The sequence below is a fragment of the Streptomyces sp. NPDC008079 genome (genome assembly GCF_042957385.1).
Classification (GTDB): Bacteria; Actinomycetota; Actinomycetes; order Streptomycetales; family Streptomycetaceae; genus Actinacidiphila.
The window spans coordinates 817,932-835,347 of record NZ_JBIBIC010000001.1; the positions used below are offsets into that span (position 1 = coordinate 817,932).

A 17,416-nucleotide genomic window follows, 5' to 3' on the forward strand; every position below is an offset into this window, starting at 1 on the left:
CCCGCATCGGAAGCGGGGCGGAAGCGCCCGGCGGGTACCCGCGGAAGCGCCCGCCGCGGTCGACTGAGGTGTGCGCGGCCGGCCGGGCCGACGCCTCGGGCGGGACGGGGACGGGCAGATGGGCGGGTACAGCCGGTCGTACGGTACGGGCTCGGGGACGCGTACGGCTACGGCTACGGCCACGGCCACGGTCGCGGCGACGACCACGCACCCGCCGTCACTCGGCCAGGTCCGCCCCCGCGAAGGGCTCCGCGATCTTCTCCGCGCGCCCCGCAACAGCCCCCTCCGTGACCCTCTCCACCACCGGCCGCCCACCCGGCTCCGCCACCGCCTCCCCGTACCGCTCCTCGAACCGCCGCTCCACCGGCGACAGATCCGTCCTGCCCAGGTCCTCGGGCCTGATGACGATCCGCAACTCCGGTGTCAGCGCCGCGTATCGACGGCACGCGCCGATGAACGAGTCGACGATCAGGGCCGCGAGCTGACCGCGGTCGAGGTCGGTGACGCGCGCGAGTCCGGAGCCGATGAGCGGGACGGCCAGCGGCTTGAACAGGCCGTGCACGGCCACCGACGCCCAGAGGCTGTCCAGGCTGGCCCGCAGGTCGTCATGGCCGGAGTGCGCGACGAGGTCGTTGCCGATCCGCGAATACGCCGTCGCGAAGACCCGCCGTCCGTCCACCGGTACGGCGACGGTCGTGCCCACCGGGTACCGCACGCGCCGGCCGCGCGGTTTGGCGCGGCTGCTCTCCGTCCCGACGGCGGGCACCGCGCGCAGCCCGGCCCGCAGCTTCTCGTCCAGCAGGCGGCGCTGGCCGGCGAAGAGCCGGTCCACGAGCTGGCCCTGGACGCTGCCGCGGCTGATGACGACGTCCTCGTCGGTCGCGGTGTCGAAGGTGTCGGTGAAGCCGACCACCAGATTGGCGTCCGTCTGGTCGAACAGGTCGCCCTGCACGAGCACGACGTCCACTTGTCGGCCGGGCAACGGCACCGCGTGGCGCAGCAGTTCGGCGCCGTGCCGCGCGCGCAGGGCGGTCCGCAGGGCTTCGAGCGTGCGGACCGCGTCCGGGTCGCCGGGATGCTCGCGGGCGATCAACTCGGCCACCGGCAGAGCGAGATCGGGGCGGCCGAGTTCGGTGCGGGAGCGGACCAGGCCGCGCCGGGCGGAGTCCTGGAGCGCGGTGAGCCGCCGGACGAAGTCGACGGCGAACGCCTCCCCGTTGACCTCGGCAAGCGGCCGTCCGCGCACCATGCCCAACGCCTCGGCCAGCCGGTGGGCCGCGGTCGCGGGCGGCGCGAGCAGCGCCTCGCCGACGACCGCCGTGAACCGCGCGCTGTCCAACTCCTCGGCGCGCGGCACCAGTCGGTACGCGGTCTCCGCGCCGCCCACGGTGACCTGCTGCTCGGTCCGCAGCAGCCGGGCGGCCGTGCCGTCCTGACCCGGGTCGAGGGCGCGCCGCAACTCCAGGACACGCTTTTGCACCTCGTTGCGATTGCGCTGTGCCTGATGCCGCGGCTCGTCGGCCAGCCCCCAGACGTCGCGGCGCAGTTGACGTACGGGAACGGCCTCGCCCTCGGCGGCCACCAGCCGGACCAGCAGCCGGGTCGTGAGCGGTGTCAGCCGTACCGGAAGACCGTCGACTTCGAGCAGTACGGGCCCCAGCACATTTATCCGAACGTGCGTCATTGCTTTCCCCACCCGTTTCCGCCTCCCTCGACGCAAACCCCCGGAGGCGAATGCCAGATTATCAAGCCGCCTTGGAAAAACCATGAGTTCCGCTGATCCCACAGGCCCGGTTCCGGCCCTCCCGCCGACAGGGGTGCGGCGCAGGATGCGCGTGCGCGCGCGGTTACGCGTGCGGTTACGGCGCGGATCGCCTACCGGGCCGCGTTCCCCGTCGCTTCCCCCGCCGCGTTCTCCGTCGCGTTCTCCGTCGCGTTCCGTGTTACGGACTCGGCTCCGCGCTCGCTTACGGTTGCGTGTGGCGCGGCGCGCCCGGCAGATCTTCGTGCGCAATGCCATTGCGGCATTCGGCGGAATATCCGCGGTCCTCCAGTTCGTGGGGCAGCTCTTTCCCCAGAGCTTTCCCGATCCGGCCCCGGTGACCGCGGCATCGGTGGCGGCCTGCGTGCTGTGGGGCATCGGCAGGGCCCGGCCGGTCACGCGCGTGCGGCAGGAGTTCCGGCGCCCCGACATGACGGTGGTGGTCGAGGAGGGCGACCTGTTCGAGCAGGCCGCGCACCTCGTGATCGGCTTCACCGACACCTTCGACACCGCCCCCGAGGGCGGCCTGGTCATCAACGAGGCGAGCGTCCAGGGGCAGTTGCTCGCCCGCTGCTACGACGACGACCTCCCGCGCCTGGACGCCGAGTTGGACGCGGCCCTCGGCGCGGTGACGCCCGTCGCGCGCGAGGACCGGGTGCGCAAGCCGCTGGGCAAGCTGGACCGCTACCCGATCGGCACGGTGGCGGTCCTCGGCACCCGCCCGCGGCTGACGTTCGCGGCGGCGTACAGCCGTATCGGCAACGACTACGTGGCCGCGTCCAGCGTGGAGGACCTCTGGTTCAGCCTCAACCGGCTCTGGGACACGGTGAGTCGGTACGTGCGCCTGGAGGCGGTGGCGATGCCGCTGGTCGGTTCGGGGCTGTCCCGTCTCGACTACCTCGACCAGGACAGCCTGTTGCGGCTGATCCTGATGTCGTTCATCGCCAGGTCCCGCGAGGGCGCGGTCTGCCGTGAGCTGCGGGTGGTGGTCCGGTCCGCGGACCTGGAGCGCGTCAACATGCCGGAAGTGGCCGCTTTCCTGCGGACGTTGGCGTCGGGCGTCGACCGCGCGTAAGGCGGACGCCGGATGGCGCGTGCGGACCGTACGACAAGGGGCGGCCGGTCTCCGGCCGCCCCCTGCTTCGTCCTGCGTGCGGTGCGTGTCCGGCGGGCCGCGTGTCAGGCGAGCCGCCGATAGGCCGACAGATTCTCGAAGTACGACGTGTCGCGCCAGTCGGAACGGCTGTCGTCCACCGGGCACTCGGCCACCTTCAGCCGGGCGACGACCTTCTCCAGCGACGACTGCGAACCGTCGAAGCGGATGACGTTGAGGCCCTCGATGTCGGTGGCGTGCCGCAGCCGGCCCACCTCGACGATGACCGTGCGCGCGCGGTACGCCATCAGCACCATCCCCAGCTCGATCAGCACGTTCTGCCGGGGCTGCCCGGTGTACTGCACCTCGTCCACCCGCTCGTAGTCACCGAGGAGTTCGGGGTGCAGCTTGGCGGTGTCGTCCGGGGTGAGCAGCACGAGCGCGGCCTGCGCGAGCGACGGCGCGTTCGCGATCACCTCACCGATGTAGGGCGAGGTCTTGCCGGTCGCCCGCACCAACTCCTCCCACTCCAACGGGCGCAGGTCGAGCCGCCGCAGCAGCCCGAACATCGCGAGCCGCGCCTGTTCGTCCCGGCCGTGCACGACGAAGACGTTGCGGCTGCGGAGGCCGTCGTACGGCGTCGGCGCCGGGGAGTCCGGCCGCGCGGTCCCGGTGGCGGCCGGCTCCTGCGCGGCGGCCAGAACAGGACGGTATTCGTACCCGAAGTGCTCATTTCCGGAACCGGAAACGGTCATGCGCTTGTCCTGGTGATCCATTTCGTCGCCCATGCCGCTCAATCCCCTTGGCCGTTCGCGGTTCCGCCGTTGCCCGGCGCGTACTCGTAGCCGAAATTCCTGTTGTTGTCGCCGGAGACGTGCATGCTCTTGTCCTCGTAGTTGAGGATGTTGTTCTGCGCCCTGTCGTGGTCGGTGAGATCCACATTGTGGTCGTTCAGGAACGTCCGGATGATTTCCAGCAGACGGCGCTCGACGATCTGCGTGTACTTCACGGCGTCGGACTTCTGGAAGAAGGCGTGGTAGTAGTCGTTCGTCGCCAACTCGCGCACGCTGGTCAGCGCGCCGCAGTTGACCGACTTGGTCACGTAACGCCCCAGGCGGAATTCGCTGCTGTCGACCGAGGTCACGCTCGTGCCGATCCGGATGGAACTGGGGCCGCGGCGGCCGGGCCGGACCAGGGAGCGCAGCGGTGACGGCAGGAAGCGCTCGGGCAGCAGCCGCAGCGGCGAGAGCAGCAGGCTGAACCCCCAGCGCGGCGTCGCCTTGACCATGTCCCAGGCCACCCGCACCGCCAGCCGCCCGTCGAAGGCGTCCGGCAGCCGGTCGACCAGGTGGAAGTCCTCCACGAGCGGCCCGAGGACGTACGGGTAGAACTCGGTGTGGAGAGTGTTCCCCTTGAGGTCGAAGCCGACGAAGATCGAGGTCACCAACTCCTCGTTCCACGAGCCGATCCGCACGCACAGGTACTCGCGCGCCGAGTCGTAGTCCTCGCGCCAGTGCAGGTCCGGCAGATCGCCGATGCCCGGCAGCCGGGACCAACCCTCGCCGCTGGTGCGGTCGTTGGTCCGGATCGCCGTGGTGAAGCGGCGCCGCTCGACGGCCAGGCCCTCGATGCGCTCGCCCGGCTTCGCGCCGTCGCGCAGTTCGGCGGCCATCCGCTCGCCGACGTATGCGGTGATCTTGTCCACGGTGAACGGCAGGAGCGGCTTGCGCTCGTCGGTGTCGAGCCCCGGCGCCGTCCCCTCGACGTCCCGCTTCCCCTCGTGGTCCCTCGACTTCAGGCGCAGCTTCCGCGCTCCGATGAGGAGTTGGGCGTTCGCCCAGTCGCGCAGCGGTTCGCCCGCGCCGACGAACGGCCGGAAGCCGCCGTAGAAGACCAGGCTGTCGCTGGCGGACTGCTCCCGGTCGATCTTGCGGATCAGGGTCTCGGTCAGGCGCGCGTTCGCCGGGTACGCCCCGTCGAAACCGCCGTCGGTGCCGGTCTCCTTCAGCCGCGTCATCAGGATGTTCAGGGTCACGATCCGGCGCAGGTACGCCAGCGCCCACAGCGCCCAGAACACCAGCAGGACGGCGATGACGGGATTGACCGCACCGCTCGCGGTCAGGATCAGCGCGGCGACGACCGAACCGGCGCCCAACCACCGTTGCAGACGCCGCAGTCGGCGGGCGGCGAGGGCGTGCGCGAGGACGGACACGTTGTCGTAGCCGTAGGACGGCGCGACCACGCGGAAGCGGTTGCGCAGCAACTCCCTGATGACGGTGCCGCGGTAGACGGGGTCGAGGTACGTGCCCGCCGACAGCAGACGGGTCGCCTTCGTACGGGCGTACGCGCGGGACACCGGCGGCGCCTGCGGGGGCTCGGCGGTGTGCGGGAGCACGGTCCGGGTGACGGTCATGGCGGCTCAGCGCTCCGCTCTCAACAGGTCGTCGGCGGCGGGGCGGTGTGCGGGCGCGCCGTGGGCGGAGCTGACGCCGGTGCGCGCACCGGAGGTGAGGCCGCTCGTCGGTTGCAGCGCCGAGCCGGCGACGAGGGCGATCAGCGCGATCAGCAGCAGGGGCGCGGCGGCGACGACCAGCCCCCACCCGCGCGCGGGCCCGGCGCTCGGAATCAGGCCCACGTGCCGGTACGGCGTCGGACCGGGCGCGGTCACGTGCATGGGGAACTGCGCCGGTACGGAGGCCGGTTCGGAGGCCCGTACGGGTACGGGTACGGGTGTGGACGGCGGTGTGGACGGCGGCGCCGATGGCGGCACCGGCAGGTCGGCGGATCTGGGATACGGGTACGGATTCGGGTCGGGGGACGGGAGGCCGGGGTCGCTCATGGACCACTCCAACGGTCGGTGCGGTGTGCGCCCGATCCCGCTCGGCACGCTGGCGTACGCGCCTGCGCGGAAGGGCTGTTGACACCTCAGATGCGACCAGTGCCGCCGCTTCCCCGGCCAGAACCGGACCGCTTCCGATCTGCTTCCGCCGCCCGTTCCGGCTGGACGCCGCCCGCTCCGGCTGGACGTCAGCCATTCCGCCCGGACGCGGCCCGTTCCGGGGCGCGTGGCAGCGTGTCCGGATGTGGCCGGAGCCGTCGGCGTCAACCTGGAGGACTCCCTCGCGCCGGGCGGCGTACGCCGAAGCCCGGCGCCGACAGGATCTTCGTCCCCGGCCTCGTCGACCTGCCCGCCGTGGTGGCCCTCGTCCGCGACAGCCCGCTGCCCGTCGACGTCATGGCCGGTCCCGGCTCGCCGTCAGGGGCCGACTTCTCCGCCGTCGGCGTCCGTCGGATCAGCGTCGGCACCGCCCTGGTCCAGGCCGCCTGCGGTGCAGCTCAGCGGGCTGCCGCGGAACTCCTCGGCGAGGAAAGGCACTTCGGGATGGCGCACGGCGCGGACTTCGGCGCGCTCAACGCCGTCGTCAACAGGGCTGCCGGGAGCGGGCGTTCGTACTCGGCCCGGTCCGCCCGTCCGGGTCGCGGGGCGGGCCGCCGCCCGGAGGAGGTCCGCAAGGAGCCGGGCCGAGGGGAGGGGGGACGGGGGAAGCGCGGTGTGGACGGTGCGGCGGGGGAACGGGGGCGCCAGGGGGCGGAGGGCGAGGTCGGGCGGGACGGCCCACAGCGCGAGGGAGGGCACGAGGGCGACGCCGAGCCCGGCGGCGACGTAGCCGAATTTCCCGCTCCACTCCGCGACGCGGATCAGCTTGCGCGGCGCGAAGCCCGCCTGCGCGCAGGCGTCGAGCAGGAGGGCCGGGTGCCCTCCGGCGGGCGCGTCCTGAATCCAGGACTCGTCGCGCAGGTCGCCGAGGCGGACCGCATCCGCGCTCGCGGCCAGCCGGTGGTCGCGCGGCAGACCCACGTACAGCTCGTCCGCCAGCAGCGCGTCCGTCGTGACGCCCTCGGCCGACGGCAGGCCCGACGGGTAGTCGCTGACCACGGCGATGTCGAGCGCGCCGTCCGCGAGGCGCTGGACCAGCGCGTCGCTGCGGCCCTCGACCGCGACGATCTCGACGTCGGGACGCGTGCGGGTGAAGGCACGCAGCGCGGCCGGTACGAGGGCGATGTTCGCGGTGGCGAAGGCGCCGACGCGCAGGGTGCCGCCCCGGCCCGCGTGAATGGCGGCCAACTCGGCTTCCGCGCGGGCCAGTCGGTCCAGCACCTCGGTGGCGTGCCGGTGCAGGGCCGCTCCTGCGGGCGTCAGCCGTACGCCTCGCGGCAGACGGACGAACAGCGGTCCGCCCGCCTGCCGTTCGAGCGCGGCGGCGCGGCGGGAGACGGCGGACTGTGTGTAGGCGAGCCGCTGCGCGGCGGCGGTGAAGGAGCCGGTGTCCGCGACGGCGAGCAGCAGCCGCAGCGCGTCCGTACCGAAGGTGTCGCGCACGCCATTCCCTCTCTGCATGGGTCACATGAAATGTAGTCGCTGGTGGAATGGGGTGGGGGTTCCTACCGTCGAAGGGACCGAACGGGGCCTGGTCCGACCGGACCTGAGCCCGTTCCCTCTGACGCGGGAGTCGCCATGGCGCAGCCGAAGTCCGAACCCCCTATCTCCTTGCGGGAGATGCTGTCCGACGTTGAGGAGCTGGTCGTCTGCGAGTCCTTCTCCGCCGACCACGTCGCACTCGCGCGCAGCGCCGACGTGGTCGGCGCGCTGGGCGCCCGCCTGCTCGGCGCCGCGCCGGAGACCGTCGTGAGCGACGGCGTACCGCACCTGCGGTGGGCCTTCGGCACTCCGCGCGTCCTGCTCGTCGGGCACCACGACACCGTCTGGCCGGCCGGCACGCTCGCCACCCACCCCTGGTCGGTGACGGACGGGATCGCGCGCGGCCCCGGCGTCCTGGACATGAAGGCCGGGCTGGTGCAGATGTTCCACGCGCTCGCCTCGCTGCCGTCCCTCGACGGCGTCTGCGTGCTGGTCAACGGTGACGAGGAGGTCGGCTCCCCGACCTCCCGCGCGCTGATCGAGGAGACCGCGCGGGGGTGCGCGGCGGCCTTCGTCCTCGAGGCGTCGGCGGACGGGACCGGCGCGCTCAAGACGGCGCGCAAAGGGACGTCACGCTACGAGGTGGTGGTGCACGGCCGCGCCGCGCACGCGGGACTGGAGCCGGAGAAGGGGGTCAACGCGGCGGTCGAGGCCGCTCACCAGGTGCTGGAGCTGGCCGAATTGGCGTCGCGGGAATCGGAGTTGGGCACATCGACCGTCACCCCCACCCTGCTGTCGGCGGGCAGCACCCGTAACACCGTTCCGGCCCAGGCCGTCGTCTCCGTCGACGTCCGCGCGCCGACGCGTGCCGCGCAGGACCGTATCGACGTCCTCATGCGCGGCCTCACCGCCCGTACCCCCGGCGCCCGGCTCTCCCTTCGCGGCGGCCCCCGCCGCCCCCCGATGGAACCCGCCTCCTCCGCCGACCTCTTCGCGCTCGCCGCCGCCCTCACCGCCGCCTCGGGCCGCCCCCCATTGCGCGGCCTCCCCGTCGGCGGCGCCTCAGACGGCAACTACACGGCCGCCGTCGGCTGCCCCACGCTCGACGGTCTGGGCGCCGTCGGCACCGGCGCCCACGCCTCCACCGAACACGTCCTCACCTGCGAAATCATCCCCCGCACCCGCCTCCTCGCCGCCCTCGTCACCCGCACCCTCCACCCCTGACCCCGGCGCCGCCGTCCCGCGCGGCCTCCACGGACGGCCCACCGCCCCCCGCCCGGCTGCTCTCGGTTCGCGCGGGGAGGCTGCTACCAACTGCCCGCGTTGCGTTGGGCGATCGCCAGATTGCGGGCGACGTCCTCGCGGAGCGGATGGCTCGGGGGGAGGCGTTGGGCGGAGGCGTGGGCTCGGCGGAGGAGGGTGAGGCCGTCGGAGCGGGCACCGGCGGTGAAGAGCGTGGCGCCGAGGGTGTTGGCGGTGGTCAGGGTGTCCTCGTGGGCGTCGCCGAGGCGGCGGACGCGGCGCTGGAGGGTGTCGTCGAGGACGGATACGGCGTCGGAGGTGCGGCCCTGGACGGCCAGGGCCGCACCGTAGTTGTGGGCGTAACCGAGCGTGGCGGGGTCGTCGGACCCGAGGACGCGGGCGGCGCGGGCCATGGCCTCGCCGTGCAGGGCGGCGGAGGCGCCGAGCTTGCCCTGCTGGTAGAGGACGGAGCCCAGCAGATTGCGGAGGCCGATCGACTCGCGGTGGTCGCCGCCGAAGGCGTCGTCGCAGTCGGGCATGAGGCTGCGGAGCAGGGCTTCGGCCTCTTCGAGGGCGCCCTCGTCGAACAGGGCGCGGGCCGTACGGACCTGCCGGTGCAGCCGCCTGCGGGTCGAGCCGTTCCCCATGGCTGCCCCCTCCCTCGCCGCGCGGGCGTGACCAACAAGCCTAACCGCCGGGCGGTTCGGTGGCACGATGGAAGCACCTGGCCACGCCGCGGAAGGAAGCCGATGATCGAATCCCTGGCGACGCTTGCCGCAGCCGCGTCCACGACGCTGGTCGCCGCGATGGCCACGGACGCGTGGCAGACGGCGCGTACGGGAATCCTGCGGGTGCTGCGTCGCGGCGGTGAGCACGAACCGGCCGCGCTGGCGGCGCAGTTGGACAGCGAGGCCGCGCTGGTGGTGGCGGCGGACGACGCGGGGGCGGCCAGGGAGAGCTTGCAGCCGGGCTGGCGGCTGCGCCTGGAGCAGTTCCTGCGGGACAACCCCGAGGCGGCCGAGGCCATCCGGGAGTTGACGGTACGGCTGGAGGCCGAGCTGCCGGGTTCCGAGCAGCAGTGGGTGCGGTACCACCAGAACGTCGAGGCACACGACAACGCCCGCGCCTTCGGCGTCCAGAACGGCAACGTGATCATCCACGAGGCCCCGGCGGCAGGCCCCGTCACCCCGAGCGCCGGAGGCGTGGCCCCGAGCCCCGTCACCCCGAGCACCGACCCCGTCACCCCGACGCCCCATGCCGACGCGCCCGACGCCCCAGCGCCCGACGGCCAGGCACCCGGTGCCCGCCGCGACGGCGGACCCATGACGTGACCAGCCAGAATGTCACCGCGGTCGGCGGCTTCGCCTACGGCGCCATCGGCGCGGACATCCACGTCTTCGGCGACGGCACCCCCCTCTACCTCCTCAGGCAGTGGTCCCCGGCCCCGGAGCCCGCGGCTGAGTGGCTGGCCCAGCAGCCCAGCCGGATGCTCAACGCCCGTTACGCCGTGGCCCCCTTCACCGGCCGCGACACCGAACTGGCCTCCCTGCACGCCTGGTGCGCGGACGGCCCGCGGCGCGCGGCCCGCTGGCTGCACGCGCCCGGCGGCCAGGGCAAGACCCGCCTCGCCCAGCAGCTCGCGGGGCAACTCGCCGATCAGGGCTGGAAAGTGGTCACCGCGGTCGAGGGACCGGGCACCGTACTGCCGCCGCAGGGCAGCCAGGATCTGCGGCTGGACGACGCGGCGGGACTGCTGCTCCTGGTCGACTACGCCGACCGCTGGGCGCTGACCAGCCTGACGTGGCTGTTCAGCAACGCGCTGCTGCACCGGCCGGACGTCCCGACCCGCGTCCTGCTCCTGGCGCGGAGCACCGACCCCTGGCCCGCGCTGCGCGCCGCTCTGAGCAATGAGCAAGTCGACGTCTCCACGCAGGCGTTGGGCCCGCTGGACATGGAGGAGGGCTTCCGGCGACGGGCCGGTGACCCGCGCCGCGACGACCGCGGCCCGATGTTCCGCGCGGCGCGCGACGGCTTCGCCGCCCGATACGGCATCCCCCCGCCGGACCGCCAACCCGACTTACGGCCGCCCGACTTCGGCCTCACACTCGCCGTCCACATGGCCGCGCTCGTGGCGGTGGACGCCGAGGCCACCGGCCGCCGCGCCCCGGAGGACCTGGCCGGACTGACCGTCTACCTCCTCGACCGCGAGCAGTTGGGCTGGACGCTGCTGCACGGGACACCGGGCCGCGTCACCGTCCCGCCCGCCGTGATGAACCAGGTGGTCTTCGCCGCCTCGCTGGGCGGCGCGCAGCCCACCGCCCGCGGCACGCTCCTGGTGGACGAGTTACGCCTCGGCCACCCGCCGCCGACCGTCCTCGCCGATCACGCGGTGTGCTACCCGCCGCCCGAGGAAGCGGCCGACACCGTACTCGAACCGCTCTATCCCGACCGCCTGGCAGAGGACTTCGTCGCCCTCACCCTGCCGGGCCACCCGGCCGACTACCCCGCGCAGCCCTGGGCCCCGGAAACGGCGGCGACCGTACTGCGCCGCTGCGGCGGTCCCGCCCGGCCGGTCACAGCGCTCGCCACGGCCGCGGGCCGCTGGCCGCACGTCGGACGCACGTGCCTCTACCCGCTGTTGGCCGCCGAGCCCGCGCTCGGCGTCGCGGCCGGGGGCGCCGCGCTCACCGCCCTGGCAGGTCTGCCGGACATCGGGCCCGACCTCCTCGAAGACGTCGCCGCCGAGCTGCCGGAACCGGTGCCCGCGGACCTGACGGTGGGTCGGGCGGCGCTGCTGGTACGGCTTTTCGAGCACCGGCTGGCGGCGGCGGACGACGTGGACGCGCGAGCCGGGCTGCACGTCAACCACGGCAACAACCTGGACGACCTGGGCCGTACGGAGGAGGCGCTGCGGGCCACGCGGCGCGGCGCGGACCTCTTCGCCGAGCTGGCCGCGACCGACCCCCGGCGGTACGAGGAGCACGTCGGCCGCGCCCTGACCAATGTCGCCAACCACCTCGTCTCGCTGGGCCGGTTGGAGGAGTCGCTGAGCACCCAGCAGCGGGTCGTGGACCTCTTCGAGCGGCTGGTCGCCGAGGACCGGCCCGACGACGCGTCGTCCGGTCCGGTGACGGACTACGTGTCCGCGTACACCCCCCACCTGGCCACCGCGCTGGCCAATCTCAGTACGCGGCTGGAGGCGGCCGGTCGCTGGGAGGACGCGTACCGCGCCAACGAGCGGGCCACGCGCACGTATCGGACCGTCGCCGCGCGCGATCCGTCGTACCGCAGGGGGCTGGCCATCGCCCTGGTCAACGGCGCGACGCTGACCTTCCGTCCCCCGGCAGGCGCCGACGCGCTGCGCGAAGGGGTCGCCCTGAGCCGGGAGTTGGTGGCCGAGGGCGAGCAGGTCGAGGACACGCCGCTCGGCAGGTCGCTGTCCCTGCTGGGACGGCAACTGACCGCCGAGGGACGGCACGACGAGGCCGTCGAGGTGGCGGAGGAGGTGGCCGCGATCAACCGCCGCCTCGCCCGGGCCAACTCCCGGCACTACGAGGAGGCTTGTGTCACCGCGCTGAGGCTGCTGCACTCCGCCCTCCTCGACGCGCGCCGCCCCCGCGAGGCCATGGAGGTGGGCGAGGAGGCGATCGCGATCCTGCGGCGGCTCGTCGAAAAGGCGCCCGCCACGTACGAGATGGAGCTCGTGGGCGCGTTGCACGCGCAGAACGACGCGCGGCGGTCGGCGGGCCTGGCGCAGGACCCGGAGGCCGACGCCCGCTCCCGGCGCGTCGAGCTGAGGGATACGTACACGGTCCCGGCCGCCACCGTCACCGTCCACGGCTGGCAGCCGGAGTTCCTGCCCCGGCCGTCCCCGCCAGCCGCCGCATTCGGCGCGGAGGCGGCGCGGCTCGCGGACGCGCGGGACTGGCCCGCGTACTGGGAACGGATCTGCGCCGCGCCCCTGGCCGAGGCGGTACGGCTCGCGCGCCGCGTTCCCCGGCGCGGCTGGCTGCCCGCGTCCCGCTCGGACCAGGAACTGCTGGCCTGGCTGCGCGAGACCTCGCCCCGCAAGGCCGAGGCGCTGATCGCCGAGGCCGCGAAGGCCGCCACCCGCCCGCTGCCCGACGACCTGATCTTCTTCTCGCCCTCGTTCTCCGCCTTCTCCCACGGCGGCGACGTGCTGGCCCTGGTCCCGATCGACTACGTGCCGGAGCGGGGGGACGCGGAGGCGACCGAGCGGATCGAGACCCTCGACCTCGGCTCGGGACGGAAGCACCTCGGCTCGGGGCCGGAGCACCTCGCCTCAGGGCCGGAGCACCTCGGCTCGGGACGGAAGCACCTCGGCTCGGGACCGGAGTCCGGCCCGGAGGCGGGACTCGACCCCGCCCGGCGGACCGTCCTGTACGAAGGCCCCGCCTGCCACAGCACCCTGGCCTGCCTGAGCGCCACCGAGGTGATCGCGGTCCGGCGGCGGGCCGGACGCGACGCGGGCACGGAACTCGTCCGCCACGGCCCGGACGGCACGACGGTCCTCGCGCAGGGCGCCCAACTCCTGGGAACGCGGCTGGCTTCCACCGCCCGCGGCTGCGTGGCCACCCTCGCGCTCCATCCCGCGGCGCTCACGCTCGGCCCCAACGGGCGGCTCGAACAGGTCAACCTGGAGGCGTGGGGCCTCGGTTACGACAACCGGATGGCGGTGACGCCCCGCGGCGACCGCCTCGTCCTGTCCGACGGCGGCCGGATCATCGCCACCGACGCCACGCTCAGCAGGGTGCTGGCCGTGGGCGCCGTGCCCCGGTACCACGCGCCGGTGTCGGAGCTGGTCTTCGCCGACGACGACCTGCTCATGACGGCGGGTCACCAAGGCGGCCTGATGCTCTGGCAGTTGGACGGCACCGAGCTGACGCCGGTCGCCCACCGCGACACCGTACGGCTGTCCGGACTCTTCGCCGTGCCGCAGTGGGGCGTGGCCGGCGGCCAGGCGGGCTCCGAGGACCGCGTGCACTTCTTCGACCCGGCCGACGGTCTCGCACCGGTCGCCGCCCCGGCCGCCTTCGTCGGCGACCCCGGCCACCTCAAGGCCGTGATCACCTCACCCGGCGGGCGCCACGTCGTCTACTACGGCCAGCTCGATGTCACGGCCCTGGCGCGCCGCCGCTCCTTCGACTGGATCAGCAGAGTCCACGACCTCCAGCACCCCGGCGCGCTCCTCCAGCGCCCCCTCGCCGCCCTCGACGCCCCGCAGCTCGACGTCCTCGCCCGCGCGACCGCCGCCGACCCCCGCCACCGCGACCTCCTCCGCCTCGCCCACACCCTCGGCGCCCGGCCCCGCCCCGGAATCATCTAGCGCCGAATGGGCTCTGACCAGCGCGAACACCGAACGGACGGAGACGCGTCATCGCGGACAGAAGCTGACCGCAACGGCTCCTAGGGTGGTGATCAACGGGGGACCGAGGAGCACTGCGAAGGGCGTGGATCATGAGCGAGACCATGACGGTGAACGCGGCGGAGAGCACGGCGGCGAAGGCTGCGGAGGAGGCCGCCGGGGCCGTCACCGATGAGCGGGCGGACCTGCTGGCGATGCTCGCCCAGCACCGGTACTTCCTGCGCGTCACCACGCGGGGCCTCACGGACGAGCAGGCGCGGCAGCGGACGACCGTCAGCGAGCTGTGTCTGGGCGGCCTGATCAAGCACCTGACCGGAGGCGAACGGGCCTGGACGGACTTCATCGTGGCGGGCCCGTCGGCGATCGGGGACGCGACGGCCATGACCGAGGCCGACTGGCAGCGGCGGACCGACGAATTCCGTCTGCTGCCCGGCGAGACACTGGCCGGGGTGCTGGAGGAGTACGAGGAGCAGGCCCGCATGACCGACGAACTGGTCGCGGCACTGCCCGACTTGGACGCCTCCCAACCGCTCCCGAAGGCACCCTGGTTCGAGCCGGGCGCTCTCTGGTCGGCGCGGCGGGTGCTGCTGCACCTCATCGCCGAGACCGCGCAGCACGCCGGTCACGCGGACATCATCCGCGAGTCGTTGGACGGCGCCAAGACCATGGGCTGAGTGGCGTACGCGGTACGGGGACACGGGAGTACGCGGACAACGGGAGTACGGGGCCGTGCGCGGTACGGGGGTTCGGGCCGTGGGGGTCTGCCTCGGGGCCGGCCGCCCCGGCTTCGCGCTCGGCGCAACCGCACCGCCCCCAAATCTGTTGTCCGCCGTGCGGACCTGGGACAGCATGCCGTAGATGGGATCCCTCCTCCGCACCGAAGCCGCAGCCCGCGCCGCCCTGCTCGACGTCCGGTCGTACGCCGTGGCCCTGGACGTCACGCGCGGCGACCGTCTCTTCCGCAGTACGACCACGATCCGGTTCGGCTGCGCGGAGCCGGGCGCGTCGACCTTCGTGGAGATCCAGCCGGAGACGCTGCTGCGCGCCGAGTTGAACGGCAGGCCGCTCGACCTCGCGCGACACGTCGACAACCGGCTGGAGTTGGCGGACCTGGCGGCGGACAACGAGCTGCTGGTCGAGGCCGACATGGCGTACTCGCGTACGGCGGAAGGGCTGCACCGCTTCACCGACCCGGCGGACGGTGCCGTCTACGTGTACTCGGCGTGCGCGCCCGACCTGGCCTCGAAGCTCTTCGCCTGCTTCGACCAGCCGGACCTGAAGGCGCCGTTCACCTTCACCGTGACCGCGCCCGAGGGCTGGACGGTGGTCGGCAACGGCGCGTCGTCCCAACTCAAGGACGGCCGCTGGGAGATCGCGCCGGTCGGCCCGATCTCCTGCTACCTGGTCGCCGTGGCCGCCGGGCCGCTGTACGCGGTCCGCGCCGAACACGACGGCATCCCGCTCGGCTTGTACGCGCGCCGCTCGCTCGCCGCCGAACTCGACCGCGAGGCGGCGGACTTGTTCGCGGTGACCCGAGCGAGCTTCGACCGGCTGCACGGGTTCTTCGAGGAGCGCTACCCCTTCGGCGGCTACGACCAGGTGTTCATGCCCGAGCTCAACTGGGCCGCGATGGAGAATCCGGCCTGTGTCCTCTTCCAGGACGAGATGCTGTTCCGGTCCGCGCCGACCGACACGCAGCGCGCGCTGCGGGCCGTCGTGGTGTGCCACGAGATGTCCCACATGTGGTTCGGCAACCTCGTCACCCTGGCCTGGTGGGAGGACGTATGGCTCAACGAGTCCTTCGCCGAGGTGCTCGGCTACCGCATCGCCGCGGAGTCCACCCGCTACGACAGCGCCTGGACGCTCTTCTCCCGCCGCAAGAGCTGGGGTTACGACGCCGACGAGCGCCCCACCACCCACCCGGTCGCCGCCACCGGAGCGGAGTCCGCGGCCGAGGCGCTGTCCGCCTTCGACGGCATCTCGTACGCCAAGGGCGCGTCCGCACTGCACCAACTCGTGCACTGGATGGGCGACGAGGCGTTCTTCGCCGGGCTCAACAGGTACTTCGCCGCGCACCGTTGGGGCAACGCGGATCTCCGGGACTTCCTCGCCGCGCTCGCCCTCCCCGCCGGCCCGGCGGGCGCACAGGGACCGGACGTGTCCGGCTGGGCCGACGACTGGCTGCGGACGACCGGCGTGGACACGCTGCGCATCGAGGTCGAGGCCGAGGCCGATGTCAAGGCCGAGGCCGACGTCGAGCCTGAGGCTGAGGCCGACGTGGATACGGTGCCCGGCGCGGTGCCCGGCGTCCTGACCTCCGCCGTCCTCGTCAACGACGGAACCCGCCCGCACCGCGTACGCGTCGGCGTGTACGACCGGGACGGCGCGGCGGTCGTCCCGCGCCGACAGTTGGACGTCGAGGTCGCGCCGGGCGGCCGTACGCCGCTGTCCGAACTGGCAGGCGCCCCGCGCCCCGCCCTGCTGCTGCCCAACGACGGCGACTTCACCTGGGCGCGGCTGCGCCTGGACGCGCACTCCGCGGCCACCGTCGCCGCCTCGCTGTCGGCCGTCACGGACGAACTGGCCCGCGCGGTCCTGTGGGAACACCTCCGCGACCTGACGCGCGGCGCCGAGACATCGGCCGCCGCGTATCTGGACCTGGTCGCCGCGCACCTGCCGGGCGAGACCTCGGACTGCGTCGTCGAGGCGGTGCTGGCCTTCGCCGCCGACCACGTCATCGGCCGCTATCTCGCCCCCGCCGACCGGCCCGCCGCGCTCGCCCGGCTCGGCGACACCGCCCGTACCGTCCTGGCCCGCCCGGCCGCGGCCACGGGCAGGGGTCTGCGGCTGGCCGCCCTGCGCACCGCCGTCGCCACCGCGTCCGGCGACGCGCAACTCAGCGAGCTTGAGGGCTGGTTGGCGGGTGACGACGTGCCGGACGGCATCGCCTTCGACGCCGATCTGCGCTGGTCGGCGCTGGCCCGGCTGGCGGTGGCAGGGGCGGCCGACGAGGAGCGGATCGCGGCCGAGCTGGCGGCCGACCCCGGCAACGTCAGCGAGGTGGGCGCGGCCCGGGCCCGCGCCGCGCTCCCGGACGACGCCGCCAAGGAACGCGCCTGGCACCTGCTCTTCGCCCCGGGCGAGCTGACCATTCATCAGCTCGTCGCGACCGCCGAGGGCTTCTGGCGCTCGGGCACGCCGGAGGTCCAACGGGCTTATGTACAGGCGTACTTCGAGCGGCTTCCGGCGGCCGGTGAGCGCGGCGGCGCGGTGGTCCAGGCGCTGAGCCGGGCGCTGTTCCCGGCCGGTGCGGCCGACGCCGACACCGTACGCGCGGCCGAGGAATGCCTCGCCCGTACCGATCTGGTCCCGTCCATGCGCCGCCAGCTCGCCGACGGCCTGGACGACCTCCGCCGCGCCCTCGCGCACCGGGTCTGAGCGCGGCCCTGCCGAGCGCGGCCCGCCCCTGACCTGAGGGCGGCGTTCCGCTTCCCCCTTTAACGGCGCCTTTTC

General features: G+C 73.6%; 11 protein-coding genes and 2 pseudogenes. 7 read left to right on the plus strand and 6 right to left on the minus strand.

Features of this window, described 5'->3' with window-relative positions:
• Nucleotides 1–217: 217 nt before the first annotated feature.
• On the minus strand, nt 218–1,684 hold the full coding sequence (locus ACFZAM_RS03575) for a macro domain-containing protein (protein ID WP_391042377.1): 1,467 nt from the start codon (nt 1,682–1,684) through the stop codon (nt 218–220).
• A 322-nt stretch (nt 1,685–2,006) separates the two neighbouring features.
• Here ACFZAM_RS03575 and ACFZAM_RS03580 point away from each other — a divergent pair, with 322 nt between their 5' ends.
• Entirely contained in the window at nt 2,007–2,837 is an 831-nt protein-coding gene (locus tag ACFZAM_RS03580; RefSeq protein ID WP_391042378.1) for a macro domain-containing protein, read from the plus strand.
• A 104-nt stretch (nt 2,838–2,941) separates the two neighbouring features.
• Here the strand turns inward: ACFZAM_RS03580 and ACFZAM_RS03585 are convergent, their stop codons facing one another.
• The 3 genes from ACFZAM_RS03585 to ACFZAM_RS03595 are packed head-to-tail and all read right to left on the minus strand — an operon-like array spanning nt 2,942 to nt 5,694.
• Complete coding sequence (locus tag ACFZAM_RS03585) at nt 2,942–3,643, minus strand: nucleotide-binding protein (RefSeq protein WP_355336466.1); 702 nt, start codon at nt 3,641–3,643, stop codon at nt 2,942–2,944.
• A gap of 5 nt (nt 3,644–3,648) precedes the next feature.
• Nucleotides 3,649–5,268 (minus strand): hypothetical protein, encoded by a 1,620-nt coding sequence (locus tag ACFZAM_RS03590; protein ID WP_391042379.1) that lies wholly within the window; start codon nt 5,266–5,268, stop codon nt 3,649–3,651.
• Nucleotides 5,269–5,274: 6 nt separating this feature from the next.
• Nucleotides 5,275–5,694, minus strand: a complete 420-nt coding sequence (locus ACFZAM_RS03595; RefSeq protein WP_391042380.1) for a hypothetical protein — start codon at nt 5,692–5,694, stop codon at nt 5,275–5,277.
• Nucleotides 5,695–5,784: 90 nt separating this feature from the next.
• On the opposite strand from ACFZAM_RS03595, the pseudogene ACFZAM_RS03600 reads away from it, so the two are divergent.
• Nucleotides 5,785–6,153, plus strand: a pseudogene (locus tag ACFZAM_RS03600) (isocitrate lyase/phosphoenolpyruvate mutase family protein); the annotation flags it as partial.
• 159 nt (nt 6,154–6,312) lie between these two features.
• Here the strand turns inward: ACFZAM_RS03600 and ACFZAM_RS03605 are convergent.
• A pseudogene (locus ACFZAM_RS03605) lies at nt 6,313–7,254 on the minus strand (LysR family transcriptional regulator); the annotation flags it as partial.
• Between the two features lie 117 nt (nt 7,255–7,371).
• Between ACFZAM_RS03605 and ACFZAM_RS03610 the strand changes: the two are divergent.
• Nucleotides 7,372–8,499 (plus strand): M20/M25/M40 family metallo-hydrolase, encoded by a 1,128-nt coding sequence (locus ACFZAM_RS03610; protein ID WP_391042381.1) that lies wholly within the window; start codon nt 7,372–7,374, stop codon nt 8,497–8,499.
• An 83-nt stretch (nt 8,500–8,582) separates the two neighbouring features.
• Here ACFZAM_RS03610 and ACFZAM_RS03615 read toward each other — a convergent pair whose 3' ends face one another.
• Nucleotides 8,583–9,164 carry a tetratricopeptide repeat protein gene (locus tag ACFZAM_RS03615; protein WP_391042383.1) on the minus strand — a complete coding sequence of 194 codons (582 nt, stop codon included), beginning with the start codon at nt 9,162–9,164 and terminating at the stop codon, nt 8,583–8,585.
• A gap of 102 nt (nt 9,165–9,266) precedes the next feature.
• On the opposite strand from ACFZAM_RS03615, the gene ACFZAM_RS03620 reads away from it, so the two are divergent.
• The 4 genes from ACFZAM_RS03620 (at nt 9,267) to pepN (ending at nt 17,341) form a co-directional block, all read left to right on the plus strand.
• On the plus strand, nt 9,267–9,848 hold the full coding sequence (locus tag ACFZAM_RS03620) for a hypothetical protein (protein WP_391042385.1): 582 nt from the start codon (nt 9,267–9,269) through the stop codon (nt 9,846–9,848).
• Nucleotides 9,845–13,864, plus strand: coding sequence for a hypothetical protein (locus ACFZAM_RS03625; RefSeq protein WP_391042387.1), 4,020 nt, complete (start codon nt 9,845–9,847; stop codon nt 13,862–13,864). The genes ACFZAM_RS03620 and ACFZAM_RS03625 overlap by 4 nt, the downstream gene beginning before the upstream one ends.
• Nucleotides 13,865–14,007: 143 nt before the next feature.
• A complete protein-coding gene (locus ACFZAM_RS03630) occupies nt 14,008–14,577 on the plus strand; it encodes a DUF664 domain-containing protein (RefSeq protein ID WP_391043528.1) in 570 nt (189 codons plus the stop codon).
• A gap of 184 nt (nt 14,578–14,761) precedes the next feature.
• A complete protein-coding gene (gene pepN, locus ACFZAM_RS03635; RefSeq protein ID WP_391042389.1) occupies nt 14,762–17,341 on the plus strand; it encodes an aminopeptidase N in 2,580 nt (859 codons plus the stop codon).
• Nucleotides 17,342–17,416 lie beyond the last annotated feature (75 nt).